Origin of the sequence: Halorubrum persicum (genome assembly GCF_002727125.1) — an archaeon.
Lineage (GTDB): Archaea > Halobacteriota > Halobacteria > Halobacteriales > Haloferacaceae > Halorubrum > Halorubrum persicum.
Map to the genome: position 1 here is coordinate 1 of NZ_NHOA01000039.1, position 26,210 is coordinate 26,210.

Sequence of the window (26,210 nt, forward strand, 5' to 3'; positions counted from 1 at the left end):
GAGGCGGGTCGGTCGAGACCGTCGCCGTTCGCCGCCGAACACGACGAGGTCGGCCGTGTCGCCGAGGGCCGCCCCCTCTGCGGGGACGCGTGTCAGCGCCGGGGCGTCCTCGACCGCCTCCGCGTAGGGCGAGTCGCGGTCGACCCCCACGCGGTACACGTCGCGGTCGACGTCGAGTCCGACGACGCCGGCCGCGAGCCCCCCGCCGAGAACGACGCCGGCGACGAGCAGGAGCGCGAGCGCCGCGAGCAGGGTTCGGCGGTCGACGCCGCCGCTCGCCCGCGCCGTCTCCCAGCGAGCGACCCGGAGGATCCGCCGAAGTCGGTCGATCACTCGGCGCCCTCCGGCGGCTCCGTCGGTCGCGCCCCGTCGCGCTCGCTCCCCGTCGGCGCGGTCTCATCACCCGCTTCGCCGTCCGAACTCCCGGCGGCCCCGCCGCCACCGGTGTACCGCCCCGGCATCGGCCGGCCGACGATATCGAGGAACACGTCCTCCAAACTCGGCTCTCGGGTGCGGATGTCGACGACCTCGCCGCCCGCGGCCGCCGCGGCCTCGCGGACCGCCTCGACGGCGTCCATCGTCGGCACGGTCGTGCGGAACCGGTCGCCGACCTCCTCGGTCGCGGCGTCGAGGTCGTCGCCGTCGCCGAAGACCCCGACCAGCGCGTCGGTCCGCGCGGGCGACACGTCGGTGAACACGCGGTACGTCGTCTCCCCGTGTCGCTCGCGGATCCCGCCGACGCTCCCGCGGGCGACGATCCGTCCCTCGTTCATCACCGCGACCCGATCGCAGACGGACTCGACGTGGTAGAGGTTGTGCGCCGAGAACACGACGGTCTTTCCGGTCTCGCGCAGCTCGCGGGTGAACTCCAGCACGGAGTTCGTCGTCACCGGGTCGAGCCCCGAGGCCGGCTCGTCGTACACGAGCACGTCGGGGTCGTTGACGAGCGACCGGGCGATGGCGACCTTGCGTTTCATCCCCTTCGACATGTCGCCGAGCCGGCGCTCGCGGTGGTCCAGTTCCAGCCGGTCGAGCGCGGCCTCGATCCGCTCGTTCGCGGCCTCGTGCGGCACGTCGTACAGGTCGGCGAAGAAGCGCAGGTACGACAGTGGCGTCATCTCCTCGTACAGCGGCGACTCCTCGGGGAGGAACCCCAACCGGCGGCGCATCTCCGGGTCGTCGGAGGCGAAGCCGGCGACCTCCACCTCGCCGTCGGTGGGGTCGACGAGCCCGGCGAGCACCTTTAGCGTCGTCGTCTTCCCGGCGCCGTTCGGGCCGACGATGCCGAACACCTCGCCCTCCGCCACGGAGAAGGTGCTGTCGACGACGGCGGCGAACTCCCCGTACGTCTTCCGCAACCCCTCCACTTCGATCATGCGCTCGTGTCCGCCGTCGGGCGGGTTAAACTCACGCCCGCGGCTATCACCCGCGAGAACGCGGCGGGCGGTGTCGACCTAGGGGAAGGGAGGAGGTGACCCGTCGGGCCGGTGGGTCAACGGCGGTCGCGGGACGGCTGATTCCCCCGCCGGTAGCCTTACAGCGTCGCTTCGACAACACGTCCCGTATGAGTGACCGACGGGGGGTCACGGATGGACGCGACGACGCGCCCGACGGGGCCGGCGGCGGCGCCGCGTCCGATCATCCGGGCGAGCGGGCCGAGGACGCGGCGTCCGGACGCCGGAACGGCGACGCCGCGATCGACCCCGCGGTCGCGGCGACGACCCGAGAGGAGCTGCGCACCACGTTCGACTATCAGGTCGAGCGGCTCCGCGAGATCGACAACAAAGCCATCGAGATCCTGAAGGCGAACCTCCTGCTCATCGGGATCGTCGTCACCGGCGGCTCGATCGTCGTCCAGACGACCGTGGACCTGGCCGTCTTCTTGAACCCCTTCACCGTGGTCGGGGGGCTCCTCCTCCTCGCGTCGACCGGGCTGGCCGCGGTCACCTACACCGCGTCGGACCTCCGCGGCGGGCTGGACCTCAAGGCCGTCGACGCGGTGATCACCGCCGAACGCGGGGAGGGAGAGGGGCCGCGGGACGCGGGCGACGGCGCTCCCGAGTTCGAGGAGCGACTCCTCCGGAGCTACGCCGAGTGGATCGACTACAACGCGCGCGTCACCGCAGTCAACGACCTGTTAGCGACGGTGACGGTGTTGCTGATATTCGTCGCCTTCGTCTACGTGATCGCCGGCGTCGTCGTGGGGGCGGCGGGCCTCCCAGCGGTCGGGTCGTGGGTCTCCTTCGTCGCTCTCACGGCCGTTTCGGCCGCCTTCACGTGGGTCGCCGCGCACATGGACCACCTCGGTCCCGAAACCACGCACCCGTCGGCGTCGTTCGCCGGGATCCCGATCTCGAAGGGCGGGGACAGGCGGCAGGCGTGGTCGTCGCTCCGGGCCATGCTCGGGCGGGCCCCCACGGAGGAAGAAGCGCCCGGAATCGCGACGATCGAGACGGAAGCCGAGGCGGAAGGGGGCAGCGACTCCGAGCCCCCGGAGACGGAGGGAGAGGGTCCATCCCGGTAAGACGGAGACGACGGCCTACCGGCGGCTCACGAGCGCGGTCGAGCCGACTCACCCGCGGATACGGCTCCCCGATCGGTATGTTGCGCAAAAGTCGCAAGAAAACAGCGGTCGGGCGAGCTACTCCTCTTCTTCCTCTTCCTCGACGGGGGCGCGTCCTCGTTCCCAGACGCCTTTCGCCGATGTGTCGTTCGGGGCCGTGTGCGAGACGTCTTTCATGGTGTCGCGATCGTTTGCCATCTTGGCATGGGGTAGCCAGGATCTCCGTATTAACCCTTCGTGGAAAGAGATAATGATACCTAGTACCATTTAAGGAATTAATATGTGTCGGTTTAAGCACGACGGGACCGTTGAACGGATCGTGAATTATCGGTCTCGTCTCGGCAGCGAATCGAACGGACGTTTCGATCTCCGGGAGTCCGACGAGGGGTCCGCGTCGACGGTGGTCCGGGAGGGAACGACACTCGCGGTGGGCCGCGACATCGCGGTCTCACCGGCGGTCGCCGCCGAGACCCTCCGCGACACGCGCCGGTGGCCTGACTGGGGACCGGCGATCGACGCCGTGGAGAGCGACGACCGGTACGTGACTCGCGGGACGACCGGACGCGTTCGCGTCGGGGGCGCGTGGCTCCCGTTCCGGGTGACCGCGTGCAACGGCCGACGCTGGGACTGGCGCGTCGCCGGGATCCCGGCGACCGGGCATCGCGTCGACAGCTACGCCGGTGACGCGGACCGCAGCCGCGTCGTCGTCGAGGTGCCGGCGGTCGCGGCCTGGTACGTCCCCGTCTGCCGGCGCGCGCTCGACCGGTTCGCGGCGCTGGTCGAGTCGTGACCGGGACCGCTCAGCTCTCGTACCCCTCCTCGAACGGGTCGATCACGCTGCTGCCGGGCTCCGCCTCGTCGCGGGTGAACCCCGGCCCCGCCGTCGCCAGTTCGAAGACGAGCCCGTCGGGGTCGCTGAAGTAGATGCTCTTGAAGTAGGTCCGGTCTTTCACCTCGGAGACGCGCACGTCCTGCTCGCGGAGGTGCGCCTGCCACTCGCGGAGCGTCTCCTCGTCCTCGACGCCGAACGCGAAGTGGTGGCTCGCTCCCGGACCGGGCGCCCCCTGCGAGTTCGGATACTCGAAGTAGGTGACGTTCGTCCCCGGCTCGCCCTTCGGCGTCGGCGAGAAGTAGTAGTGGGGAGTCCCCGGATCGTCGTAGTTCTGCGTCCGCTTGACCGTGTGCCAGCCGAGCGCGTCCTCGTAGAACGCGACGGTCTCGTCCATGTCGGTGCAGATGTTCGTCACGTGGTGCAGTCCGGTCGTCGGCGGAGCGTCGGTCATGTCCGTGTGATCGGTTCTCGTGAAGAAAGTTAGTGGTACGGGTGACCGAGAGCGAGTCGGACTCCGTCAGCGCCGCCGGATCAGAACAGCCCGAGGCCCACCGCGTACGGCCACGCGCTGCCGCCGACCGCCAGCAGCGCGAGCGCCGCGCCCGCGCCGTAGACGTTCTTGAGGAACCCCGTCATCTCGCTCTGCTTCTCCTCCGGGTCGTCGATCGACCAGAAGTCGTGCATCGTCACGGCGGAGACCAGCAGGAACGCCGCGAGCGCGCCGGCCGCGAGGACGGGGAACGCGCCCGCCGCGACCGCGGCCCCGCCGAGCACCAAGACGACCCCGGAGGCGACCACCGAGAAGCGCGGCGCCGGGAGCCCCTTGAACTCGGCGTAGCCGGCCATGGTGTCGACGTCCATGAAGTGGTTCAACCCCATGAACGCGAGCGTGGCGCCGAACAGGATCCGACCGAGCAGGAACAGTTCACCCGCGAGCGGGGCGTCGAACTGGAGCGGTATCGTCGTGAATGCAGCTAACATCGTGTAACTACGTATACGGACGTAACCTATTTATCGCTTCCCGGACAAGAGTGTAAGCAGGTAACCTCGATGTCATCGCAGGAACTCGCCGGCTCCGAACCGGCGGAGACGACCGACGCAGAGCCCGACACGGACGCGTCTTCCGCCCCGGACACGCCGTGTCCCGTCATCGACTCGCTCGAACAGATCGGCTCGCGCTGGCGGCTCGTCGTGCTCCACGAGCTGTTGAACGGCGAGTTGCGGTTCAACGAGCTCAAGCGCGAGACCGACGCCAACGCCCGGACGCTCTCGCGCGTGCTCGACGACCTCCAGGAGACCGGCTTCGTCGACCGCCGGTTGGAGGAGGATTCGCCGGTGGCGACGTACTACAGCCTCACGCCGAAGGGCGAGTCGCTGGCGCCGGTGTTCGAGGAGATCGACGAGTGGGCCCACGAGTGGCTCGCCGAGTGCAGCGGGTGACGCGCTCCCCGGCGAAACGTACTCCCCCCTCCGACCCGTACAGACCGGCGTGTACGCCGGACTGAAGAACACCCCGTGTTGCCTGTGCGGCCGCGACGACACCCACACCCGGATCGCGGTGCCGCCCCGGGCGATCCGGCTGCTGAAGAACGGCGGGCCGATCTCGTGGCGGGACGTTGTGGGGACGGTGACGCTCCGCTTCTGCGCCGACGACTGGGACCTCGTGAGCGACCTGGCGATCGAGATGGACACCCACCCGCTTTCGCGGTGCAACGCGGCGCACGTCTCGCTCGACCTCCGCGAGGACCACGAGGCGCTGCTGTCGGCGACGAAGGAGGAGACGGACCAGACCGAACTGGAGGCGCGGCTCGAACGCGAGGCGGAGTCGACGCTCGACGCCGTCGACGACCCCTACACGGAGGCGCGCGACGTGGTCGAGGCGATCGTGGTGCTGCGCGCGCTGGAGGAGCTCGACGTGCGAGACCCGCCGGGCGACCCGGTCGCGCCCTGACTCCCCCCGCCCTACCACCGGACCTCGAACCCGTCGAGCCCCTCCGGCGCCTCGTACTCGGCGTCGACCGCGTCGACGTCGGCGGCCTTGCTCCCCGTCTCGCACCACGCCACCATCTCGTCGACGGCCGCCGCTGGTCCCTCGAAGACGGCCTCGACGCGCCCGTCGTCGAGGTTGCGCACCCACCCGTCGACCCCCTTCTCGTGGGCGGTGTCGCGCGTCGTCGCGCGGTAGTAGACCCCCTGTACGCGCCCCGAGACGTACACGTGTGCTCGCGTTCGGTCGGTCATCGGTGATGGCTGCGTCCGCCGTCCTGTTAAGCGTCGCGGGGACGGGGACCCCGTCTCGTCCGGCGGCTGGAACCTGGCGACTCGCAACCGACGACTTCTAACGGAACGCGGTCGACACCACGGGTATGGACCTGTTCGGAACCGCGGGGATCCGCGGCAGCGCCGAGACCCGAGTGACGCCCGAGCTCGCGCTGGCCGTCGGTCGCGCGGTCGCGGCGGAAGTACGGGCGGCCGCTGACGGAGACGCACCCTCCGAAGTCGTGCTCGCCCGCGACGGGCGCGTGACCGGGCCGGCGATCGCGGCCGCGATGGAGTCGGGGCTCGCGTCGGGAGGCGTCCGGGTGCTCCGAGCCGGCCGGCTGCCGACGCCGGCGCTCGCGCACGCCTCGCGGGGGCGGTACGGCGTGATGCTCACGGCGTCGCACAACCCGCCGACCGACAACGGGATCAAACTGTTCCGGGACGGCAGCGAGTTCGACCGGGACGCCGAGCGCGCCGTCGAGGACCGCGTCGCGGGCGAGGGCTCCCCGGCGCCGTGGGACGAGTGGACCGAGGCGGAGCGCGTCGACACCCTCGGCGGCTACCTCGACGCGGTCCGCGCGTACGCGGAGCGCTTCGGCGACGACCTCGACGGACTCCGGATCGCGGTCGACTGCGGGAACGGGATGTCCGCGCCCGCGACGCCGACCGTGCTGCGAGAGCTTGGCGCCGAAGTCGTCACGCTCAACGGGAACGTCGACGGCTACTTCCCCGGTCGCGGGAGCAAGCCGACGCCCGAGACCCTCCGCGACCTCCGGGCGTTCATCGCCGACGCCAACGAGGGCGTGGCCGCTCCCGGTCGCCCGACCGCGGACGGCGAGCGCGCCGGCGACGCCGAGGGGTTCGCCTTCGGGATCGGCCACGACGGCGACTCCGACCGCATCGTGATCGTCGACGCCGACGGCGACGTGGTCCACGAGGACACCGTTCTCGCGCTGCTCGCGGAGCGGTACACTCGGGAGAGCGACGCCGCCGACCCGGTGGTCGTGACGACGCCGAACGCCTCGGGTCGGATCGACGAGCGCGTCCGCGAGGCCGGCGGTCGAGTCGACCGCGTTCGCCTCGGCGCGCTCCACGAGGGGATCGCGGCGGTGCGGGCGGACGCCGCCGAGACCGGCGGCGACACGCGCGTCGTCTTCGCCGCCGAGCCGTGGAAACACATCCACGTCGGCTTCGGCGGGTGGATCGACGGCGTCGCCTCGGCGGCCGTGATCGCCCGGCTCGTGGCCGAATCGGGGCTCGACGCGCTCCGCGAGCCGATCGCGGAGCGCCCGTACCGCAAGGTCAGCGTCGACTGCCCGGACGAGGCCAAGCCCGGCGTGATGGAGCGACTGGCGACGGCCCTCCCCGACGCCTTCCCGGACGCGACGGTCGACACCGACCACGGCGTCCGCCTCGAGTTCCCGGACGCCTCGTGGACGCTGGTGCGCCCCTCCGGGACGGAGCCGTACGTGCGTGTGTACGCCGAGAGCGACGAGGTCGACGCGCTGATCGCGGACGCCGAGGCGGTCGTCGAGGACGCGGTGGCCGCTGTCGGCGGCGACGAGTAGTCCCCCCCGCGGGCCGGCGGCGCTCGCGTCCCCCGGAAATGTCTCCCGATCGTTCTTGACACACCACGAATATGGAACGATCCCCGATCGATCGGGGCGTATCGGCGAGGATGTTTCCGCCGGATCGCGCGAACGTGCAACGCAGGGGCGGCGAGAGCGACGAATTTATGCCGTGTACCGACCCCGTTGTAGGTGACATGGCATCCGACTTCGAACGGCGGCGGTTCCTCAAGGCGGCGAGCGCGGCGGGCCTCGTGGGCCTCGCCGGCTGTAGCGGCGGACCGGGGAGCGACGGCTCCGACGGGTCTGACGGCTCCGACGGCTCGACGAACATCGGGATGGTCTACGCGACCGGCGGCCTCGGTGACGGGTCGTTCAACGATCAGGCCCAAGAAGGCGCGATCCAGGCGGAAGAGGACCTCGGCATCGCGTACCGCGAGTCTCAGCCCGACGAGGTGTCGCAGTTCAGCACGTTCCAGCAGCAGTTCGCGGAGTCGACCGACCCGAACTACGACCTGGTGTGCTGTGTCGGCTTCCTCCAGGCGGACTCGCTCTCGGAGACCGCCGAGTCGTACCCCGACCAGGACTTCATGATCGTCGACTCGGTCGTCGAGGGAGACAACGTCGCGAGCTACACGTTCCGCGAGCACGAGGGGTCGTACCTCGCGGGCCTGATGGCGAGCCTGCTCACCACCCGCGACTTCACCGCGGGCGGGGGTTCGACCGCGGGCGACTCCACGAACGTCGGCTTCGTCGGCGGCGTCGAGTCCGACCTGATCCAGAAGTTCCAGGCCGGCTTCGAGGCTGGCGTCTCCGCCGGCAGCGACAACGTCGACGTCAGCGTCAACTACACCGGTAGCTTCAACGACCCCGCCGCGGGCCGCGAGGCGGCGACCGCGATGTACAACAGCGGCGCCGACATCGTCTACCACGCCGCGGGGAACAGCGGCACCGGCGTCTTCCAGGCCGCACAGGAGCAGGACGGGTTCGCGATCGGCGTCGACCGCGACCAGTCGATCACGCGCCCCGACTACGCCGATGTCATCCTCGGGAGCATGGTCAAGCGGGTCGACACCGCCGTCTACAACGCGATCGAAGCGACGGTCGACGGCGAGTTCCCCGGCGGCTCGAACGTCGCGCTCGGCCTCGGCAACGAGGGCGTCGCGCTCGTCTACGGCGACCAGCTCGGCTCCGAGATCCCCGACGACGTCGCCGACGAGGTCGCGGCCGCACGCGAGAGCATCATCGCCGGCGATGTCTCCGTCCCCTCCGAAGTCTAGCGGAGCGCTCGCACGCTCCGGTCGAATTGTCGCCTGTTTGACCGTCTGATCGGGCCGAAACATATCCAAACATATTCAGCCGCCCTGAAACCAGGGAGTAGTAGACCAATGGCCTCAGCCGTCCATCTCGACGGGATCACGAAGCGGTTTCCGGGGGTCGTGGCGAACGATAACGTCGATCTCGAAGTCGAACCCGGCACCGTTCACGCCCTCTTAGGCGAGAACGGGGCCGGCAAAACGACGTTGATGAACGTTCTCTACGGCCTCTACGAACCGACGTCGGGGACGGTTCGGCTAGACGGGGAGCCGCAGACGTTCCGCTCGCCGCGAGACGCTATCGACGCCGGGGTCGGGATGATCCACCAGCACTTCATGCTCGTGGACCCGATGACCGTCACCGAGAACATCACGCTGGGCAACGAGCCGCGGAAGTGGGGCGGACTCGCGGTCGACCGATCGGCGGCGCGCGAGGCCATCGTCGACCTCGCCGACCGATACGGCTTCGACGTCGATCCGGACGCGCGGGTCGAAGACATCTCCGTCGGCGAGCAACAGCGCGTCGAGATCCTCAAGGCGCTGTACCGCGGCGCCGACACGCTGATCCTCGACGAGCCGACGGCCGTGTTGACGCCCCAAGAGGTCGACGAGCTGTTCGACGTGCTCGAGGAGCTGACCGCCCAGGGAAAGACGATCATCTTCATCACCCACAAGCTCGGCGAGGCGATGCGCGCGGCCGACGAGATCTCGGTCCTCCGAGACGGGCGGAAGGTCGGGAGCGTCGACGCGGACGGCACCACCCAAGAGGAGCTCGCGGAGCTGATGGTCGGCCGCGAGGTCCTCTTGGATGTCGACCACGGGACCGCGGAAACGGGCGACGTCGTCGCGTCGGTCTCGGACATCGTCGTCGAGGACGACCGGGGAGTCCCGGCTGTCAACGGCGTCTCCTTCGAGATTCGGGGCGGTGAGGTGTTCGGGATCGCCGGCGTGGACGGCAACGGCCAGTCCGAACTCGTCGAGGCGGTGACCGGCCTCCGGACCCCCGACACCGGCGAGATCCGGTTCCGCGGTGAGGACGTCACGTCCGCCTCGCGGCGGGACCGGATCGACGCCGGGATGGCGTACGTTCCCGAGGACCGCCAGGAGCGCGGGTTGGTGATGGAGTTCGACCTCGTCGAGAACGGGCTGTTGGGGAGCCAACACGACCCGGAGCTCGCCGCAAACGGGCGGATCGACTGGTCGAAGACCCGCGGGCACGCGGACGCCATCATCGACGAGTACGACGTGCGCCCGCCGGACGCCGACGCCGAGGCGCACTCCCTGTCCGGCGGCAACCAGCAGAAGTTCATCGTGGGCCGGGAGTTCGAGCGCGACCCCGAGCTGGTCGTCGCCTCCCATCCGACGCGGGGCGTCGACGTCGGCTCGATCGAGTTCATCCACGAGCGGCTGTTGGAGCTCCGCCAGCAGGGCGTGGCGATCCTCCTCGTCTCCTCGAAGTTAGAGGAGGTACAGGGGCTCTCGGACCGGTTGGCCGTCGTCTACGAGGGCGAGTTCATCGACGTGGTCGACCCGGACGAGACGACGGAGGAAGAGCTCGGTCTGCTGATGGCCGGCGAGCGCCCGGGAGACGGGGGCAGACCGGAGGCGACCGAAAGCGAGGCGACGGAGCGAGACGAGCCGGCGGACCTCACGGACTCCGCGGACGGTGAGCGAGCGTGAGCGCGGCCGACCGCGCGCGGAAGGCGCTCTCTCGGCTCGTCGACGCGTCCGCGACCGAGCGGATCCTGATCAGCACGGCGGCGCTCGTCCTCTCCGTCCTCATCGGGGCGGTGCTGGTGCTGGTGGCCGGACGCATGACGACGTGTACCGCCGGCGAGGCGGTGTACTACTTCGGCACCGGGTTCTGTTACGACCCCGTCGTCGTCTTCGACCGGCTGTTCCTCGGGGCGCTCGGCGACCCGCTCAGCGGGAGCTGGTCGCCCAACGGCCAGTTCGCGGTCACGCTCCGAGAGACGACGCTGCTGATCTTCACCGGCCTCTCGGTCGCGCTGGCGTTCCGCACCGGGATCTTCAACATCGGGACGCAGGGGCAGATGGTCGTCGGGGCGTTGGCGACCGCGCTCGGCGTCCTCTGGGCGTCGTCGCTGGTGTCGGGCGTCGTCGGCACCGTCGTGCTGATCCCGTTCGGGCTCCTCGTCGGCGGGGTGTTCGGCGGCCTCTACGGCGCGGTGCCGGGGCTGTTGAAGGCGTACGCCGACGCCAACGAGGTGATCACGACGATCATGCTCAACTTCATCGCCACCGGCGTCGCGCTGTACCTGGTCAGCGGCGTGTTCAAGGACCCCGAGAGCGCCGCGAACCAGACCGTTCCGCTCCCCGAGTTCGCGCAGTTCCCGGCCCTGCTGTTCGGCGGCCGGCAGGACTTCTCCCTCGTCGCGCTCGCCTTCGGACTCCTCGCCATCGGCGGGCTGTACTACGTCCTCGAGCACACGGCGTTCGGGTACGACATCCGCACGAGCGGCGTCCAGCCCGAGGCGGCCGAGTACGGCGGCGTCGACGCCAAGCGCACCGTCGTCGCGAGCCTGACGCTCTCGGGTGCGCTTGGCGGCATCGCCGGCGCGATGTACGTGATGATGGTGCTCGGGACGTTCCAGACGGGGATCCCCTCCTACGGCTTCGACGGGATCACCGTCTCGATCCTCGCCGGCAACAACCCGCTCGGCGTCGGCGTCGCCGCGCTGCTGTTCGGCGTGCTCAAGAGCGGGACGACGGTGGTCCAGTTCGCGACCGACGTGCCGCCCCAGCTCGTCGGCGTCCTCCGCGGGCTCATCATCCTGTTCGTGGCGATGCCGGAGTTCTTCCGGCTGCTGGGCCGCGGGCTGCCGGGCGCGGGATCGAAGCCGGAGGCGGTCGCGACCGACGGCGGGACCGTGACGGAGAGCGGGGGTGAGACCGATGAGTGACGCCGACCGAAGCGAGGGCGAGAGCCTCTTAAAGCGATATTCGACCCGCGCGCTGGTCGCTGGCGTGACGATCGCCTCGGTCGTCGCGCTGCTGCTGGCGGGTCTGCTGTTCCCCGACTCGCTCGCCGGGACGCTCTCGGACGCGCTCACCAGCCGGAACACGCTCGCGTCGGCGCTGCGGCTCTCCGTGCCGATCGCCTTCGCCGCCCTCGGCGGGATCTTCGCGGAGAAGTCGGGCGTGATCAACATCGGACTGGAGGGACTCCTGATCATCTCGGCGTTCAGCGCCATCTACGTCGCCGACATCACCGGCGGCGTCTGGATCGGCTTCGCCGGCGGCGTGGTCGCGAGCACGCTGCTCGCGGCGCTGTTCGCCGTCGTCACGATCGGGTTCCGCGCCGACCAGATCATCGCCGGGCTCGCGGTCTGGCTCATCGCGCTCGGGCTCGCGCCGTTCGCCTCGCAGGTGATCTACTCCAGCCCGAACACCCCGACCGTCGCGACGACGGGGTCGATCACGGTGCCGGTGCTCGCCGACCTCCCGTTCTTCGGCGCGCTCTTCTCGGCGTCGCCGTCGGTGTACATGCTGTTCGCCGCGGTGTTCGGCTCGTGGTACGTCTTCGAGCGGACGGCGTTCGGCCGGTGGATCCGCGCCAGCGGCGAGAACCCGAAGGCGCTCGACACCGCCGGCGTGAGCGTCACGCACGTCCGGTACGCGGCGGTGCTGATCTCGGGCGTGCTCGCCGGGATGGGCGGGGCGGCGCTGTCGCTCGACCTCGGCCAGTTCACCGGGAACGGCCCGACGATGGTCAACGGGAAGGGGTTCATCGCCATCGTGGCGTACCTGTTCGGGAACTACAACCCGGTCGGGGCGTTCCTCTCGACGATGCTGTTCGCTGGGCTGGACGCGCTGCAGACGGTGCTCCAGCTCCAGGGGATCGGGATCCCGCGTCAGCTCATCCGGATCACCCCGTTCGTGGTCGTGATCCTCGTGCTCGCGCTGGTCGGCCGGACGCGGCTCCCGGAGGCGGCCGGGGAGCACTACGACACCGAGGAGTGACGGCTCCGGCGGCTCGACCGCTCAGGTAGTCGGGTCGCTCTGACGACTCGGTCGCGCGGTCGGACGGCGCGTCCGACCTGACGCGCTTCGTTTCCCAGATCGCTTCCCTGTCGTCCCCGAGGCGACCGAATCGGGAACAAAGAGTTTTGCCACAGGGGCGACCACGCACGAGGTATGAGCATCGACGAGTACGACGTCGTCGTGGCGGGCGCCGGGACCGCCGGCTGTTACGCGGCCGCGACGATCGCGAACGAGGGGCTCGACGTCGTCATCGTCGAGCGGAAGGACGCGGAGGAGGCCGGCCACATCGCCTGCGGCGACGCGCTGAAGGGCGCCGACGCCTTCCCGGAAGCGATCCCGAAAGACCGGCTGGAGCCGGCGTTCACGAACACCGGCGTCGACCACGGCCGCTTCGAGATCCCGCAGGAGGACACCGTCCTCGAGATACCCGTCCCCGGCGAACTCGCAGTCATCGACCGCTGGGAGTACGGCCGACGGATCATCGACGCCGCCGCGGACGCCGGGGTCGAGTTCCACTACGACACCGTGATCAACGACGTGATCCAGACCGACGGCGGTCGGGTCACGGGGCTGCGGGCCAAGCGCAACGGCGACGCGGTCACCTACGAGGCGGACCTCGTCATCGACGGTGCCGGGTCGCTGTCGCTGCTGCAGGACAAGGCGGACTTCGAGGAGACGACGTTCGACACCAACGTCCGGTACTCGCAGTTCTGCTCGGCGTACCGCGAAATCGTCGAGGTCCCGGAGCCGGTCGAGTGGGACGACGCCCTCGTGTTCAAGGCGACCGACCGCGCCGCGGGCTACCTCTGGTACTTCCCGCGGACGAGCACCGAGATCAACGCCGGGCTCGGCTTCCAGATGAACGAGGAGCCGATGCAGCTCGTCGAGGCGCTGAAACGCGACCTCCGCAACCGCCCCGAGTTCGAGGGGGCCGAGGTCACGGACAAGCTCGGCGCCGCGCTCCCGACCCGTCGCCCCTACGACTCGGCGGTCGCACCGGGGTACATGGCGGTCGGCGACGCCGCGGGCCACGTCAACCCGACCACCGGCGGCGGCATCGCCGGGGCGGCGTACGCGGGCAAGTACGCCGGCGAGCAGGCGGTGAAGGCGGTCTCCGACGGCGACGTGAGCGAGGAGAACCTCTGGCGGTACAACACCCGCGTGATGGACCACTTCGGCGGCCGGTACGCCGGCCTCGACGTGTACAACGTGCTCTCGACCGCGGTCGACGTGGACGACCTGATGGGGCTGCTGGCGGCGCTCCCGGGCGAGAAGCTCGCCGAGGCGCTGTACGAGGGGTCGACCTCGATGTCCTTCGGCCTGAAGCTGAAGGCGGCGGTCAAGAGCTTCGGCTACTGGGGGACGATCCGGAACTTCTACCAGACGAAGACGCTCGCGGACGAGCTGCTCGACCACTACGGCTCGTACCCCACCAGCCCCGCCGCGATGGCGAACTGGACCCGCGAGCGCGACGCGATCATGGACCGGATCTACGAGACGACCGGCGCGGACGCGAAGTACTGAGCCGGGCGTTCCTCGCCGCCGCTTCGTTGCCAACGACGCACTGTTCGCCGAGCTTTTGCCGAGCGGTTCGCCTTCCCCTCCCCGCTCAGGGACGCGTCTCCGCGACTCGCCGAATCGCCCCGGAAAGCACGTCGATCCCGACCGCGATGTCGGATTCCACCACGTCGAACGCGCTCGTGTGGTGGCCGCCGGGGTGGTCGGTGCCGACGCCGACGTAACAGGCGAGCCCGCCGCGCTGCTGGACCGACTGCATCAGGTAGGTCGCGTCCTCGGAGCCGCCCAGGTCGTCGCGATCGACGATCCGCGTGACCCCGTCGACGCCGCCGGCGACCTCGCCGACGATCCCGGCGAGCGCGTCGTCGCTCGTCGCGCTCGGGGCCTCCCCCTTCGTCGCGACCTCGACCTCGCAGTCGTGCATCCCCGCCGCCGACTCCAGGACCCGGTCGGCGTGCTCGGACATGTAGTCGGCCAGCTCCGTCGTCGCGCCGCGGAGCTCGCCCTCGATGTACGACTCCTCCGGGATGACGTTCGTCGCCGTGCCCCCGCCGACCAGCCCCGCGTTCACCCGGGTCGGCCCGTCGGCGTGGCGGGGGATCGCGTAGAGGTTCTGGACCGCCGCCGCCATCGCCTGCACCGCGTTCCGCCCCTGTTCGGGGCGCGCGCCAGCGTGCGACGGCTCGCCGGTGAACTCCGCGAGGAAGTGCCTGACCGCGAGGAACCCGTCGACGCCGCAGACGACCTCGCCAGAGGGGTGATCGAGGCCGACGTGGACCGCGTAGAGGTAGTCCACGTCGTCGAGGTGGCCCGACTCCGCCATCGGCTTGGCGCCCGCGACCTGCTCTTCGCCCGGCTGGAAGAACACCTTGAGGGTGCCAGAGAAGTCCGAGTCGAGCACCGCGTCGAGGGTTCCGAGCCCCATCGTCGCGTGCGCGTCGTGACCACACGCGTGCATGTACCCCTCCCGCTCCGAGCGGAACCCCTCGGCGGCGGGGACGTGGTCGTCGTCCGCGGACTCGCGAACGGGGAGTGCGTCGATGTCGACGCGGAGCCCGACCACGGGACCCGGACCCCGCTCGGCGACCGCGACGCAGCCGGTGTAGCCGCCAGAGAGCCGGTCGACGATCTCCGGATCCGCGCCCGCGTCGCGGGCCCGCCGTTCCCACTCCGCGAGCTCCTCGTCGTCGGGGACGTTCATGCGGTCCTCGGTCGCCAGCGCGTCCGGGCCGACGTACAGCTCCGTGAGGTCGCGCTCGCGGAGCTCCTCGGCGATCCGGGCGGTGGTGTAGAACTCGCGCCACGCGGGCTCGGGGTGGCGGTGCAGGTCGCGGCGGAACGCGCGGTACGCGTCGTCGTCGAGAGCGCTCATATCGGCGGGAGGCCGCGGCCGGGCTTAAACGATCGCGTGGCGGTGGTGTTCGCGGCGAAGGTGATCCAGCCGGAGATCGCGGCGCGTGCGACCGGCGACGACGACTGAGCCGCGCCTCGCCTCGCGGTCGCTTACAAAATCAGTCCCGCCGGTGACCGAGCGGCTTCTTCTGGTCGACCTCGACCTCGACGTGGATCGAGTCGGGGAAGTCGCGGGCGACGACCTCGCGGGCGATGTCGTCGGAGCCGTGGATCTCCATCGAGCGCTTGTACACGTCGTAGCTCCACGGCGGGAACTCGTCGCCGGCGCGGAGCTGCTTATACAGCGGCACGCGCACGGTCTCGGCGGGCGTGGCGTGCGGGCCCTTACACTCGGCGCCCTTGCGTTCGAGCGTCGACTTGAGGTCCTGGACGGTTTCGGCGAGCACGTCGTGGTCGCCGGAGGTGAAGGAGAGTTTCGTGACGAAGGTCATGGCTGGGGGTCGTCCGGGTATGGTCGCCCGAGGAGTAAAAACGCATCTACCGCGAACGGAGCGCTCCATCCGCCGCCGACACCGACGTAAAAAACCGCGGTGAAGGGCAACCAACACCGGACAAATCGGCCGAAGAAGGCCGCAGCAGCCGATGCGTTCACGACTCCGACACCCTCTTTAGGGGTGATTGCTTACCTGACGATAATGACGGTCGAAGCGACCAGTGCTGGAGCCATCCTCTTCCGCGACACCCGCGGCGAACGGGAGTACTTACTCCTGAAGAGCCGTCCGGGGGACTGGGAGTTCCCCAAGGGCGGGGTCGAGGGGGACGAGGAGCTCCAGCAGACGGCGATACGGGAAGTCGGCGAGGAGGCCGGGATCGAGGATTTCCGGCTGATCGACGGCTTCCGCAAGGAGTACGACTACGTGTTCGAGGCGAACGGCGACACCATCCACAAGACGGTTCACCTGTTCATCGCGCGCTCGTTCGAGGCGAGCGCCGAGATCTCGAACGAACACCGCGACCTGCAGTGGCGCGACTACGATCAGGCGCTCAACACGATCACCCAGACCGGGCCCCGAGAGATCCTCGAAGACGCCCACGACTACCTCGACGAGCGGAAAGACGAGGAGACGGGCGAGTACGTCTAACCGTCGGGGTTCCCGTGGCGCTTCGTTTTTCAATCCGGCGTCGACTCCCGCGACCGTGACTCCGGACGCCGAGTTCGGCTACGAGCTCCTGGTCTGTCGGTACGCCGAGCTGGCGTGGCACCCGAACGAGGGCCCCCGCCCCGCGATCGTTTCCCGCCAACTCGGCACCGCGGAGCGCCGCTGGGACACGGTCGTGATCGAGGTCGACCCGGCGGCGTTCGCGGCGCGGCGCGCCTTCGGCGAGCGCACGATCGACTCCGACCTCCTCCACGTCGTGCGCAACGCCCCCGCCGAGTGGGCGTGGTACCGCGACGCCCTCCCGCACCCGGGCTACCCGTGGCGCTACGTCCGACAGGCGGTCCACCGGGCCGCGGGGCGGGACCTGATCGAGAAGCGCCGCCGGAACAACCGGATCCAGCTTCGCCGAAAGCGACCGTACCCGGAGTGGGTCCAGCGAATCGTCGCGATCGAGAACAAGCCGGACCTGGATCGCTCCGCGGCCGACCGCCTCGCCGACCAGCTCGTCCACGACGTGGAGACCGGCCTCGCCGACGAGGCGTGGCTCGCCACCGAGACGACCGGCGACCGCGTCGAGCCGGCGCTGCTCCGCGAGATGCCGGTCGAGGCCGGCATCCTCGCGACCGACTTCGCCGACGGCGTCGACGCCGACGCGGCCGAGGTGGCGTGGCACCCGAGCGATCTGGCGCCCGCGGAACACGAACGCCGCGCCTCCGACACCGAGACCCTCCGGCTGGAGATCGCCGAGCGAGCCTACGGGAAGGGGTGGCGCTCGTTCCACGACACGATGCGACCGGACTGCCGCCACTTCGAGCTCCGCGGCGAGGGGCGAGCGCTCGTGCCGCACTGCGCGGCGAAGGCGAAGTCACCGACGGCGCGCGAGTGTTCGGGCTCCTGCCCGGAGTTCTCGCCCGAGCCGCCCCAGTGGCGGACGAAGGGGTGGCCGATCGAGGGCGGTCCGGGGAAGGGGCTCGAACTGGTCCTCGACCGGCGTCGGGATCGAGCGCGCGATCGGATCGCCGACGACGAGAGCGAGTGAGTCGGCGACCCCGTCCGGATCGCCCCTCCCCTACGCCAGCGCGCCCGCCAGCTTTTCGACCGGGTGCGGCGGCTCCGGCGCGTCGCCGTCGCGCTCCTTCAGTTGGCTCCGGCAGGAGGCGCCCGGCGCGACCACCTCGTCGCCGTCACTCTCGTCGACCTGATCGAAGAGGATGCGCCCGATGGACTTGCTCATCGAGTAGTGCTCGGCCTCGTAGCCGAACGAGCCCGCCATCCCGCAACACGAGGAGTCGAGGGGATCGACGCCGTAGCCGGCGCGCCGGAGCACCCCCACCGCGTGGTGGTCCTTCTTCGTCGCCTTCTGGTGGCAGTGGCCGTGGTAGGTGAGCGACTCGGTCGGCGCGTCGAGGTCGATCCCCTCGTCGAGCCGGTGGGCGTCGACGTACTCCATGATCCCGTACGTGTTCCCGGAGACGGCCGCCACGTCGTCGTCGGGCACGTCGCTGGCGTCGCCGTCGAGCAGGTCGTGGTAGTCGCTCTGGAGCATCACGGCGTCAGTCGGCTCCACGACGACGATCTCCCACCCGTCACGTACGTCGGGCGCGAGCGCCTCCACGGCGTCTTCCGCCGCCGCCCGCGACTTGTCGAGCATCCCCTTCGAGTGCGGCGGCCGCCCGCTGCCGTCGACGTCGGGTATCCGGACGTGGCAGTTCGCGGCCTCCAACACGCGCACCGCGGCCTTCCCCGCGCCGGGGTTCGTGTAGGTGGTGTACACGTCGGGGAACAACAGCACGTCGCGGTCGGCCTCGGCGCGGGGGACGCCGGCGCCGCCGCGGGCCTCGAACCAGTCGGTCAGGCTCTCCGAGCGGAACGTGGGGAGGTCCCGCTCCTTCGCGATACCGAGGACCTTCTCCATGACGAGGCCGCCGCCGGGGAGCTTTCCGGGGAGGTTCGAGAGGGGCGCGAGCTTCGAGCCGAGCGGCGCCAGCTTCTCGAAGTTCCCGAGCAGTCGCGTCCGCAGGTCGATCCCGTGTTCCTCGTGGTGGGCGTGTTCGACCTCGGCTTTGAGCTTCGCCATGTCGACGCCGCTGGGGCAGTCCTTCGTACAGCCCTTACAGCCGACACAGAGGTCCATCACCTCGGTGACGAACTCGTCGTCGGTCGGGTCGTCGGGGAGCTCGCCGTTCATGGCGCCACGGAGCATGTTCGCCCGGCCGCGCGTCGCCTGGATCTCCTCCTCGGAGGCGCGGTAGGTCGGACACATCACGCCGCCCGTCGTCTCTTGCGGGCCGCGACAGCCGCCGCAGCCGTGGCAGAGCTCGACCATCCCCTGCATTCCGTTGTCGATCGCCCACTCCATCGCGGGGTCGAAGCCGGCGTCGTGCTCGTACTCCGCGTCGAACCGGAGGTTCTCGCGCATGTCGAACTCGCCGCAGACGTTGCCCGGATTGAGCAGCCAGTCGGGGTCGAACGCGGTCTTCAGCTCGCGGAACGCATCCCACAGGTCGTCGCCGTACAGCTTCCGGTTCCACTGGGTCCGAGCGCGGCCGTCGCCGTGCTCGCCCGACACCGACCCGCCGAGCCGGACCACGGCGTCGGTGACGCGGTCGGCGATGTCGACCATCGCGTCCACGTCGTCGACGTCCTTCGTGTTGATCAGCGGTCGGATGTGGAGGACGCCCGGTCCCGCGTGGGCGTAGAAGGTCGCGAACGTGTCGTTGTCGTCGAGGATCTCCTGAAACTCCCGGGTGTACTCGGGGAGGTGCTCCGGCGGGATCGCGCAGTCCTCGATGAACGAGATGTGTTTCTCGTCCGTGGTCCGCGACAGGAGGATCGGGAGCCCGGACTTGCGCATCTTCCAGAACCGGTCGCGTTGCTCGGGGTCGTGCGCCTCCATCGCGTCGACCGCGCGGCGCGGCTGGCTCGTTATCTCGGCGGCGCCCTCCCCCGGATCGACCTCGGTCTCGGGGACGATCGCGTCGGCCGCGCCGTCGTCGCCCACCCGGTCCGCGATCAGGTCAGCGACCTTCTGTTTCCCCTCGGCGTCGCTCTCGGCGTAGAACTCGACGAGGAGGACGGACTCGGTCCCCTCGGGCAACATCCCCACGACCTCCTCGAACTCCGGCGTGTCGGCGGCGAGGCCCAACAGCACGTCGTCCATCACCTCGACGGCGGCGGGGTCGTGGTCGAGGATCGGCGACACGTCCTCCATCGCGTCGAGGAGGTCGTCGTAGGTGAGCAGCGCCACCGCCTTCGTCTCCGGAATCTCGACGAGCGAGACGGTCGCCTCCGTCACCGTCGCGAGGGTCCCCTCGCTGCCGGCCATGAGCCGCCCGAGGTTGACGACGCCCGCCTCGCCGTACTCGCCGCGGTACTCGGCGAGCAGGCGGTCGAGGTTGTAGCCGGAGACGTTCCGCTTCATCTCGGGGAAGCGCTCGTCGATCGCGGCCTCCTCCTCGTCGAGTATCCGGACGACCTCGGCGTGGATTCGCGGCAGGAGCGCGTCGGCGTCGGCGTCCGCCGACTCGCGCAGCTCCTCGACGGCGACGTCACCGAACGTCGTCACCGTCCCGTCCGCGAGCACGACCTCGACCTCCTCGACGTAGTGGTCGGTCTTCCCGTACTTCAGCGAGTGCGACCCGGTGGAGTTGTTGCCGATCGCCCCGCCGATCGCGGACTTGTCGCGCCACGCCGGGTCGGGCGCGAACTTCAGCCCGTGCGGCTCGACCGCGGCGTTGAGGTCGCCGACGTACGCCCCCGCCTGCGCCCGGGCGGTCCCCGCTTCCGCGTCGGTCGACAACACCTCGTCCATCGAGTCGGTGAGGTCGAGGACCACCGCCTCGTTGACGGTCTGTCCGGCGAGCGACGTGCCGCCGCCGCGGGGTAACACGGGAATCCCCTCTCGGTAGCAGTACTCCTGGACCGCCGCCACGTCCGCCGTCGACTCCGGCATCACGACCCCGATCGGCGTGACCTCGTACGCCGAGGCGTCGGTCGCGTACAGCCGCTTCGAGTAGTCGTCGAACCGCACGTCGCCGTCGACGCGGTCGTCCAGCGCCTCGACGAGGTCCGGGCGCTCTACCGCCCCTCCCGTGTAGTCGAAGTCTCCCCCGTCCCGCGGATCCGGGCCCGGCGTGTTGGTCGCCATGAGGAACCCTCACGGTCGAACCGTGAAAAAGCTCCCCCAGTCGGCGAATCCTGAGCGCTCCTGCGAGCCGGTGAAACCGACACAAAACCCAAATACTCGCCGCCTGACCACCCCGTATGTCACTCGCCGACCGATCGGCGTTCAAGCGCCGGCTCGACGCCCTCGGTGTGACGGTCACCGAAGGCCCCGAGAGCGCGTGCTCGGAACTGGTAGACGAGGCCGCCGGAGAGCCGGCCGTCGGCGTCGCGCTCAGCGACGCCCCGTCAGCGGGCGCCGCGCTCCCCGACCGGATCGAGACCGAACCGACGACCGCCGACCTCCGTGCGGCTCACACCGGGGTCACCGCGGCGGAACTCGGCGTCGCCGCCTACGGCAGCGTCGCGATCGAGGCCGACCGGGACGGCACCGAGCCGGTGAGCCTCTTCGTCGACCGCCACGTCGTGGTCCTCCGTGAGGCCGACCTCGTCCCCGACATGGCCGACGCGTTCGAGTGGCTCGGCCCCCGAGCGCGCGACGAGTCGGTCGACGTGGTGTTCGCCACCGGCCCCAGCGCCACCGCCGACATGGGCGGGCTGGTCCACGGGGCGCACGGGCCGAAAGCGGTGCACGTGGTGTTGCTTCGGGCGGACGACGAGGATGCCGCCGAATCGGAGGTGACCGCCGATGAGTAGCGACGCCGCGAAGGCCGACCGCATCCGCGAGCTGATGGCGACCGAGGGCGACGCGGTCGCCGCGAACACTCGGGGGTTCAACGAGGGGCGCTACGAGTCGACGGGGCGGCTGGACGACTACGACGAGCTGAAAGACGAGGCCCGGGCGATCAAGGAAGACGCGATCGGTCGGCTGCCGGAGCTCGTCGACGAGGTGCGCGAGTCGGTGGAGGCCAACGGTGGGACCGTCTACGTCGCCGACGACGCCGCCGACGCGAACCGATACATCACGGAGCTGACCGCCGAGGAGCGCGACGCCGACCGCCTCGTCAAGTCCAAGTCGATGACCTCGGAGGAGATCGAGGTGAACGAGGCGCTCGCGGACGCGGGCGTCGACGTGCTGGAGACCGACCTCGGCGAGTGGGTGCTCCAGCTGGCCGACGAGGCGCCCTCGCACATCGTCGCGCCGGCGATCCACAAATCCCGCGAGGGCATCTCGGAGCTGTTCGCGGAGCAATTCGACCTCGACGAGCCGCCGGAGACCGCCGAGGAGCTCACGATGTTCGCCCGCGAGCGCCTCGGCGAGCTGATCGAGGACGCCGACGTGGGGATGACCGGCGCGAACTTCATCGCGGCCGACTCCGGCACGATGCTCCTCGTCACCAGCGAGGGGAACGCCCGGAAGACGGTGACGGCGACCGACACGCACGTCGCGGTGGCCGGCGTCGAGAAGCTCGTCCCGACCGTCGAGGAGTTCTCCCCGTTCGTCGAGCTGATCGGGCGCTCCGGCACGGGACAGGACGTGACCTCCTACATCTCGACGCTCACCCCGCCCGTGGACTCGCCGGTGCCCGACTTCGAGGCGGACGAGACCCCGCTGGCGGACGACTCGGGCGCCGACCGCGACTTCCACCTCGTGCTCATCGACAACGGTCGCATGGCGATGCGCGACGACAAGGAGCTGCGAGAGACGCTGTACTGCATCCGGTGCTCCGCCTGCTCGAACGCCTGCGGTAACTTCCAGAGCGTCGGCGGCCACGCCTTCGGCGGCGAGACGTACTCCGGCGGGATCGCCACCGGCTGGGAGGCGGGCATCGAGGGGCTCGACGTCGCCGCCGAGTTCAACGACCTCTGTACCGGCTGTTCGCGCTGCGTTCCGGCGTGTCCGGTCGGGATCGACATCCCGTGGATCAACACGGTGGTCCGCGACCGGATCAACCGCGGCGAGGTCGACTCCCGCCAGACCGACTGGCTGTTCGAGGAGCTGGTCCCCGACGAGGAGCCCGCCGGCCTCGATCTCGGAACCCGGATCGTCGGCAACTACGAAACGGTCGCGAAGCTCGGGAGCCTCACCGCGCCGGTCGCGAACCGGCTGGCCGACGCCGGACCGCTGCGCGCGCTCGCCGAGCGCGTGACCGGCATCGATCGCCGACGCGACCTCCCCGAGTTCGCGAGCGAGTCGCTCGTCGACTGGTTCGAGCGCCGGGGCGGCGCCGCGGTCCCGAGCGGCGAGGCGGCGCGAACCGTCGTGCTCTACCCCGACACCGCGACCAACTACGTCGACGTCGAGCGCGGGAAGGCGGCGGTGCGCGCGCTCGAGGCGCTCGACGTTCACGTTCGCGTTCCGGACCTTCCGGGGAGCGGTCGCCCGCCGCTCTCGCAGGGGATGATCTCGACCGCGGCGGCGGCGGCCGAGGACGCGTACGCCGGGCTCGTCACCCACGTCGACGCCGGTCGCGACGTGGTCGTGATCGAGCCGAGCGACCTCGCGATGTTCCGGAGCGAGTACGAGAAGCTCCTCCCGGAGCGCTCGTTCGAGCGCCTCGCCGACGCCAGCTACGATATCATGGAGTACCTCTTCGGCCTGCTGGAGAACGGCGGGGACCCGGGGGCGCTCCGGGCGCCGGCGGCGGGGACCGGGCCGGTGGCCTCGGGGAACCGGATCGCCTACCACCCGCACTGTCAGGCGCGGACGATCGGCGTCGGCGAGCACGCGACCGCCGTGATGGAGCGGCTCGGCTACGACGTGCGCGTCTCCGAGACGGAGTGTTGCGGGATGGCCGGGTCGTTCGGCTACAAGGAGGACTACTACGAGCTGAGCATGGACGTGGGCGAACCCCTCCGCGAGCAGTTCGGCGACACCGACCGGACCGTCGTCGCCGCCGGCACCTCCTGTGGCGAACAGCTCGACGCGCTGTTGGGATCGTCGCCGATGCATCCCGTGGAGCTGGTCGCACCGCGCGAGTGATCCCGGCCACGAGCAACCCCGGCCACGAGCGACCCGGCGCTCGCCGCGTCTGACGGGCGTCGTTCGACAACGAACGCTTAATAGGCGCGCTCGCGACCGTATCGCATATGAACGCTGCTCCGGAGGAGATCACGTCTCTCGTCGGTCGCGAGGTGTACTCGAACAACGGCGTCTTCGTCGGTGAGATCGAGGACGTGCGCCTCGATCTGGACGCGCAGGCGGTGACCGGGCTCGCGCTCGCGGAGCTCAACCACGAGCTGTTCGCCGGTCGCGTCGGCGGAAACACGGGCGTCATCGTTCCGTACCGCTGGGTCAGAGCCGTCGGCGACGTGGTGTTGATCAACGATATCATCGAGCGTCTCGACACCGGGAGCGACGAGCCCGAGGCGGAAGCCGAAGTGGAAGTGTAGGCGCCCCGGACGGCGGCTCGCCGACGCCCCGCAGTTCAGAAGGGGAGTGCGTCTCGCAGGCTCGTCAGGAATCCGCCGCCCTCTCGTCGCTTTCGGTCGAACACCGGGTACAGCGCGTCGAGGAGTTCCGTCTCGTTTTCGAACCGCTCCTGCGGCACCTGATCGAGCGCCTCGTCGAGCGCGATCGTCCGCCCCTTGGCGTCGTAGGGGACCTCGCGGTCGTCGAGCGCGTCGCGTACCTCTCGGGCCGTCGCCGGGAACGACACGTCCGCCTCCTCGATCCGCTCGCCGAGCACGGCGATGCCGAACTCGATCGCGTCCGGCTCCGAGGACCCGCCGCCGCCGGGTGGGCGTGCTGCCATTGCGGCGTGATACTCGCTCGGGGCTTTTTAACCCAATGCTCGGAGCGGGCGGTCTGCGCTCGTCGTCCGCCTGCCGAGGCCCGTTACTCCGGGAGCGACTCCTCCGGCGGCGCGGCGTCGAGAACCGCGAGTTCGATCCCGTCGCCGGCGCGGTCGAACGCGGCGACCCCGTCGTCGTCGTAGGGCGGAATGGCCACGAGCACCACCGCCGCGAGGTCGTCCGTCTTCGACACGCCGAGGAACCCGTCCGGGTGCGAGACGAACCGCGCCCCGCCCCGACCCGCGGGCGTTCCGATGTCGACGCCGAACACCGCGTTCACCGATCCGCCGACGCCCGCCGGCGTGAAGTGGGTCAACACCGGCGTCTCCGGGTCCAGTCCCGTCTCCTCGTCGAACTCGCCGGCGCGGGTGGCCGAGAGCCGCAGGCTCGTCGCCTCGGGGTCGCTCTCGGCGGCGTGCTCGAGCAGCACCGTCAGCAGGTCGCGCGTGACGTGGATCACGAGCAGACAGAGACCGACACGGTCAGATCCCGAGCGCCGAGCGCAGGGTCTTCGCGTACAGCCCGGGCGCCTTGCGGCGCGATCCGGAGAGCGCGTCCTCGACGGCGAGCGCGCCCCGCTCCTCCACGCCGACGCCGTGACCCACGCGCACCCGCTCCGGGTTCAGCCCGGAGAGCGCCTCGGTCGGGGGGGTCAGTCGCAACATCGGGTGGACGCCGAGCCGCTCGCGGTCGCCCCGGAAGTACGAGGCGGAACCGAGCGACTCGGGGACGATCAGCGTCTCGCCGTCGAAGAACCCGACCTCCTGCCACGGCGGGACCGTCGAATCGCGGATCCGGAACGCCTCGAACCCCGACTCCGCCACCTCCGAGTCGAACCGCTCGACCGGCGCGTCGAGTTCGTCCGCGACGCCGGTCATCCACTCGGCGACGTAGACGGGCGCGTCGTGACGGGTCGCGATCGCGGCGCTGTCGCGCTTGTGGCGGTCGAGGCCGATCACGACGCCCGCGACCGTGCCGAGCTCCGCCAACAGCTCGTCGAGGCCGGGCGCGTCGACCGGATCGAACACCCACACGTCGTCCGTCTCGTCCCCCTCGTTCGGGACCGCTATCGCGTGGCTCGCCCGCTCCATCTCCTCGCCCGGGTACGCGATCCAGCCGACGCCGCGGCCGAAGCGATCGATCTCGTGGAGCTCCGCCTCGCCGTCACCTTTCATTCCCATACCGCGCATTCGGTCCGGACCCTTTTCAACCCGTCTCCGCCGGAACCGGCGTCGCGACCGGCCGGCGGCGGTCGGGTCGACGCTGCCGACGCCCGATCGCTATCCCGAAAGCTCGGACTCGCTCACCCGCACGATCACCGTCTCGTCGACGTCGCGGAGGTCGTACTCGGGCGTCTCCCCCTGCGTCCGGCGGACGTAGAGGGGTTCGACCGGTCGGCCGTCGACGAGACCGAACACCTTCAGGCGCTGGTCCGTCTCCTCCGGGGGGACCGCGCCGTCGCGCACCTCGCGGGCGAGGTCGCGAGAGAGCCACTCGTCGGGGGAGACGGAGGGTTCACGCACCAGCGCCTCGTCGACGAAGCGCACGAGGTACCAGTTGAGATCGTTCAACAGCGCGACTGCGGCGCCGAGGCTCACCGTGTCGACGGCGACGCTGTTCTCGAAGGGCTCCTCGATCTCGTAGGTCGCGAGCGCGTCCCGGGCGGTCTCGCGAGACAGCAGCTCGTAGGTGAGGTTCACGTCGGAGTCGCCGAGGAGACACACCCGCGTCACACGCTATCGGAGTCAGTCGCTCCACAAATCGGTTGCGGTCGGC

Annotated in this window: 26 protein-coding genes and 1 pseudogene; 15 read left to right on the forward strand and 12 right to left on the reverse strand. The window is 70.2% G+C overall.

Annotated elements, in window-relative coordinates; all coding sequences use genetic code 11:
• Positions 1–333: pseudogene (locus DJ69_RS06210) on the reverse strand (PrsW family intramembrane metalloprotease); the annotation flags it as partial.
• On the reverse strand, positions 330–1,376 hold the full coding sequence (locus DJ69_RS06215) for an ABC transporter ATP-binding protein (protein WP_099254812.1): 1,047 nt from the start codon (positions 1,374–1,376) through the stop codon (positions 330–332). The gene DJ69_RS06215 and the pseudogene DJ69_RS06210, both read right to left, overlap by 4 nt.
• 188 nt (positions 1,377–1,564) lie before the next feature.
• Here DJ69_RS06215 and DJ69_RS06220 point away from each other — a divergent pair, with 188 nt between their 5' ends.
• Together DJ69_RS06220 and DJ69_RS06225 are read left to right on the forward strand one after the other, a co-directional pair.
• Complete coding sequence (locus DJ69_RS06220) at positions 1,565–2,524, forward strand: hypothetical protein (RefSeq protein WP_099254813.1); 960 nt, start codon at positions 1,565–1,567, stop codon at positions 2,522–2,524.
• A 358-nt stretch (positions 2,525–2,882) separates the two neighbouring features.
• On the forward strand, positions 2,883–3,353 hold the full coding sequence (locus tag DJ69_RS06225) for an SRPBCC family protein (protein WP_180271735.1): 471 nt from the start codon (positions 2,883–2,885) through the stop codon (positions 3,351–3,353).
• A 10-nt stretch (positions 3,354–3,363) separates the two neighbouring features.
• Here the strand turns inward: DJ69_RS06225 and DJ69_RS06230 are convergent, their stop codons facing one another.
• Positions 3,364–3,846, reverse strand: a complete 483-nt coding sequence (locus tag DJ69_RS06230; RefSeq protein WP_099254814.1) for a VOC family protein — start codon at positions 3,844–3,846, stop codon at positions 3,364–3,366.
• Positions 3,847–3,926: 80 nt separating this feature from the next.
• Positions 3,927–4,376: a DoxX family membrane protein gene (locus DJ69_RS06235; RefSeq protein WP_099254815.1), complete on the reverse strand. Its 450-nt coding sequence runs from the start codon at positions 4,374–4,376 to the stop codon at positions 3,927–3,929.
• Between the two features lie 69 nt (positions 4,377–4,445).
• On the opposite strand from DJ69_RS06235, the gene DJ69_RS06240 reads away from it, so the two are divergent.
• Entirely contained in the window at positions 4,446–4,835 is a 390-nt protein-coding gene (locus tag DJ69_RS06240) for a winged helix-turn-helix transcriptional regulator (protein ID WP_099254816.1), read from the forward strand.
• A 49-nt stretch (positions 4,836–4,884) separates the two neighbouring features.
• Positions 4,885–5,346: a hypothetical protein gene (locus DJ69_RS06245; RefSeq protein ID WP_099254817.1), complete on the forward strand. Its 462-nt coding sequence runs from the start codon at positions 4,885–4,887 to the stop codon at positions 5,344–5,346.
• 11 nt (positions 5,347–5,357) lie between these two features.
• On the opposite strand, the gene DJ69_RS06250 is transcribed toward DJ69_RS06245, so the two are convergent.
• On the reverse strand, positions 5,358–5,636 hold the full coding sequence (locus DJ69_RS06250; protein ID WP_099254818.1) for an acylphosphatase: 279 nt from the start codon (positions 5,634–5,636) through the stop codon (positions 5,358–5,360).
• A gap of 125 nt (positions 5,637–5,761) precedes the next feature.
• Here DJ69_RS06250 and DJ69_RS06255 point away from each other — a divergent pair, with 125 nt between their 5' ends.
• The 6 genes from DJ69_RS06255 (at position 5,762) to DJ69_RS06280 (ending at position 14,070) form a co-directional block, all read left to right on the forward strand.
• Positions 5,762–7,225 (forward strand): phosphohexomutase domain-containing protein, encoded by a 1,464-nt coding sequence (locus tag DJ69_RS06255; RefSeq protein ID WP_099254819.1) that lies wholly within the window; start codon positions 5,762–5,764, stop codon positions 7,223–7,225.
• 197 nt (positions 7,226–7,422) lie between these two features.
• A complete protein-coding gene (locus tag DJ69_RS06260) occupies positions 7,423–8,505 on the forward strand; it encodes a BMP family lipoprotein (RefSeq protein ID WP_099254820.1) in 1,083 nt (360 codons plus the stop codon).
• 108 nt (positions 8,506–8,613) lie between these two features.
• Positions 8,614–10,221: an ABC transporter ATP-binding protein gene (locus DJ69_RS06265; RefSeq protein ID WP_099254821.1), complete on the forward strand. Its 1,608-nt coding sequence runs from the start codon at positions 8,614–8,616 to the stop codon at positions 10,219–10,221.
• A complete protein-coding gene (locus DJ69_RS06270; protein ID WP_099254822.1) occupies positions 10,218–11,465 on the forward strand; it encodes an ABC transporter permease in 1,248 nt (415 codons plus the stop codon). Before DJ69_RS06265 ends, DJ69_RS06270 begins: the two co-directional genes overlap by 4 nt.
• Positions 11,458–12,525: an ABC transporter permease gene (locus tag DJ69_RS06275; RefSeq protein ID WP_099254823.1), complete on the forward strand. Its 1,068-nt coding sequence runs from the start codon at positions 11,458–11,460 to the stop codon at positions 12,523–12,525. Before DJ69_RS06270 ends, DJ69_RS06275 begins: the two co-directional genes overlap by 8 nt.
• A 174-nt stretch (positions 12,526–12,699) precedes the next feature.
• Positions 12,700–14,070, forward strand: a complete 1,371-nt coding sequence (locus DJ69_RS06280; protein WP_099254824.1) for a geranylgeranyl reductase family protein — start codon at positions 12,700–12,702, stop codon at positions 14,068–14,070.
• Positions 14,071–14,155: 85 nt separating this feature from the next.
• On the opposite strand, the gene DJ69_RS06285 is transcribed toward DJ69_RS06280, so the two are convergent.
• Positions 14,156–15,436 (reverse strand): amidohydrolase, encoded by a 1,281-nt coding sequence (locus tag DJ69_RS06285; protein ID WP_099254825.1) that lies wholly within the window; start codon positions 15,434–15,436, stop codon positions 14,156–14,158.
• Between the two features lie 139 nt (positions 15,437–15,575).
• Complete coding sequence (locus tag DJ69_RS06290; RefSeq protein ID WP_099254826.1) at positions 15,576–15,908, reverse strand: uS10/mL48 family ribosomal protein; 333 nt, start codon at positions 15,906–15,908, stop codon at positions 15,576–15,578.
• Positions 15,909–16,112: 204 nt separating this feature from the next.
• On the opposite strand from DJ69_RS06290, the gene DJ69_RS06295 reads away from it, so the two are divergent.
• Together DJ69_RS06295 and DJ69_RS06300 are read left to right on the forward strand one after the other, a co-directional pair.
• On the forward strand, positions 16,113–16,559 hold the full coding sequence (locus DJ69_RS06295; RefSeq protein ID WP_099254827.1) for a bis(5'-nucleosyl)-tetraphosphatase: 447 nt from the start codon (positions 16,113–16,115) through the stop codon (positions 16,557–16,559).
• A 55-nt stretch (positions 16,560–16,614) separates the two neighbouring features.
• Positions 16,615–17,616 (forward strand): DUF5787 family protein, encoded by a 1,002-nt coding sequence (locus DJ69_RS06300; RefSeq protein ID WP_099254828.1) that lies wholly within the window; start codon positions 16,615–16,617, stop codon positions 17,614–17,616.
• 30 nt (positions 17,617–17,646) lie between these two features.
• Here the strand turns inward: DJ69_RS06300 and DJ69_RS06305 are convergent, their stop codons facing one another.
• Positions 17,647–20,724: an FAD-binding and (Fe-S)-binding domain-containing protein gene (locus DJ69_RS06305; protein ID WP_099254829.1), complete on the reverse strand. Its 3,078-nt coding sequence runs from the start codon at positions 20,722–20,724 to the stop codon at positions 17,647–17,649.
• A 116-nt stretch (positions 20,725–20,840) separates the two neighbouring features.
• On the opposite strand from DJ69_RS06305, the gene DJ69_RS06310 reads away from it, so the two are divergent.
• The 3 genes from DJ69_RS06310 (at position 20,841) to DJ69_RS06320 (ending at position 24,032) form a co-directional block, all read left to right on the forward strand.
• Positions 20,841–21,395, forward strand: a complete 555-nt coding sequence (locus tag DJ69_RS06310) for an LUD domain-containing protein (RefSeq protein ID WP_099254830.1) — start codon at positions 20,841–20,843, stop codon at positions 21,393–21,395.
• On the forward strand, positions 21,388–23,622 hold the full coding sequence (locus DJ69_RS06315; RefSeq protein ID WP_099254831.1) for an LUD domain-containing protein: 2,235 nt from the start codon (positions 21,388–21,390) through the stop codon (positions 23,620–23,622). The genes DJ69_RS06310 and DJ69_RS06315 overlap by 8 nt, the downstream gene beginning before the upstream one ends.
• A gap of 107 nt (positions 23,623–23,729) precedes the next feature.
• Positions 23,730–24,032, forward strand: a complete 303-nt coding sequence (locus DJ69_RS06320) for a PRC-barrel domain-containing protein (RefSeq protein ID WP_099254832.1) — start codon at positions 23,730–23,732, stop codon at positions 24,030–24,032.
• Positions 24,033–24,067: 35 nt separating this feature from the next.
• Here the strand turns inward: DJ69_RS06320 and DJ69_RS06325 are convergent, their stop codons facing one another.
• The 4 genes from DJ69_RS06325 to DJ69_RS06340 form a co-directional block, all read right to left on the reverse strand.
• A complete protein-coding gene (locus DJ69_RS06325) occupies positions 24,068–24,394 on the reverse strand; it encodes a hypothetical protein (RefSeq protein WP_099254833.1) in 327 nt (108 codons plus the stop codon).
• A gap of 83 nt (positions 24,395–24,477) precedes the next feature.
• Entirely contained in the window at positions 24,478–24,894 is a 417-nt protein-coding gene (locus DJ69_RS06330) for an MPN domain-containing protein (protein ID WP_099254834.1), read from the reverse strand.
• A 22-nt stretch (positions 24,895–24,916) separates the two neighbouring features.
• Entirely contained in the window at positions 24,917–25,609 is a 693-nt protein-coding gene (locus tag DJ69_RS06335) for a hypothetical protein (protein WP_099254855.1), read from the reverse strand.
• A 105-nt stretch (positions 25,610–25,714) separates the two neighbouring features.
• Positions 25,715–26,167, reverse strand: a complete 453-nt coding sequence (locus DJ69_RS06340; RefSeq protein ID WP_099254835.1) for a DUF5804 family protein — start codon at positions 26,165–26,167, stop codon at positions 25,715–25,717.
• Between the last annotated feature and the right edge of the window lie 43 nt (positions 26,168–26,210).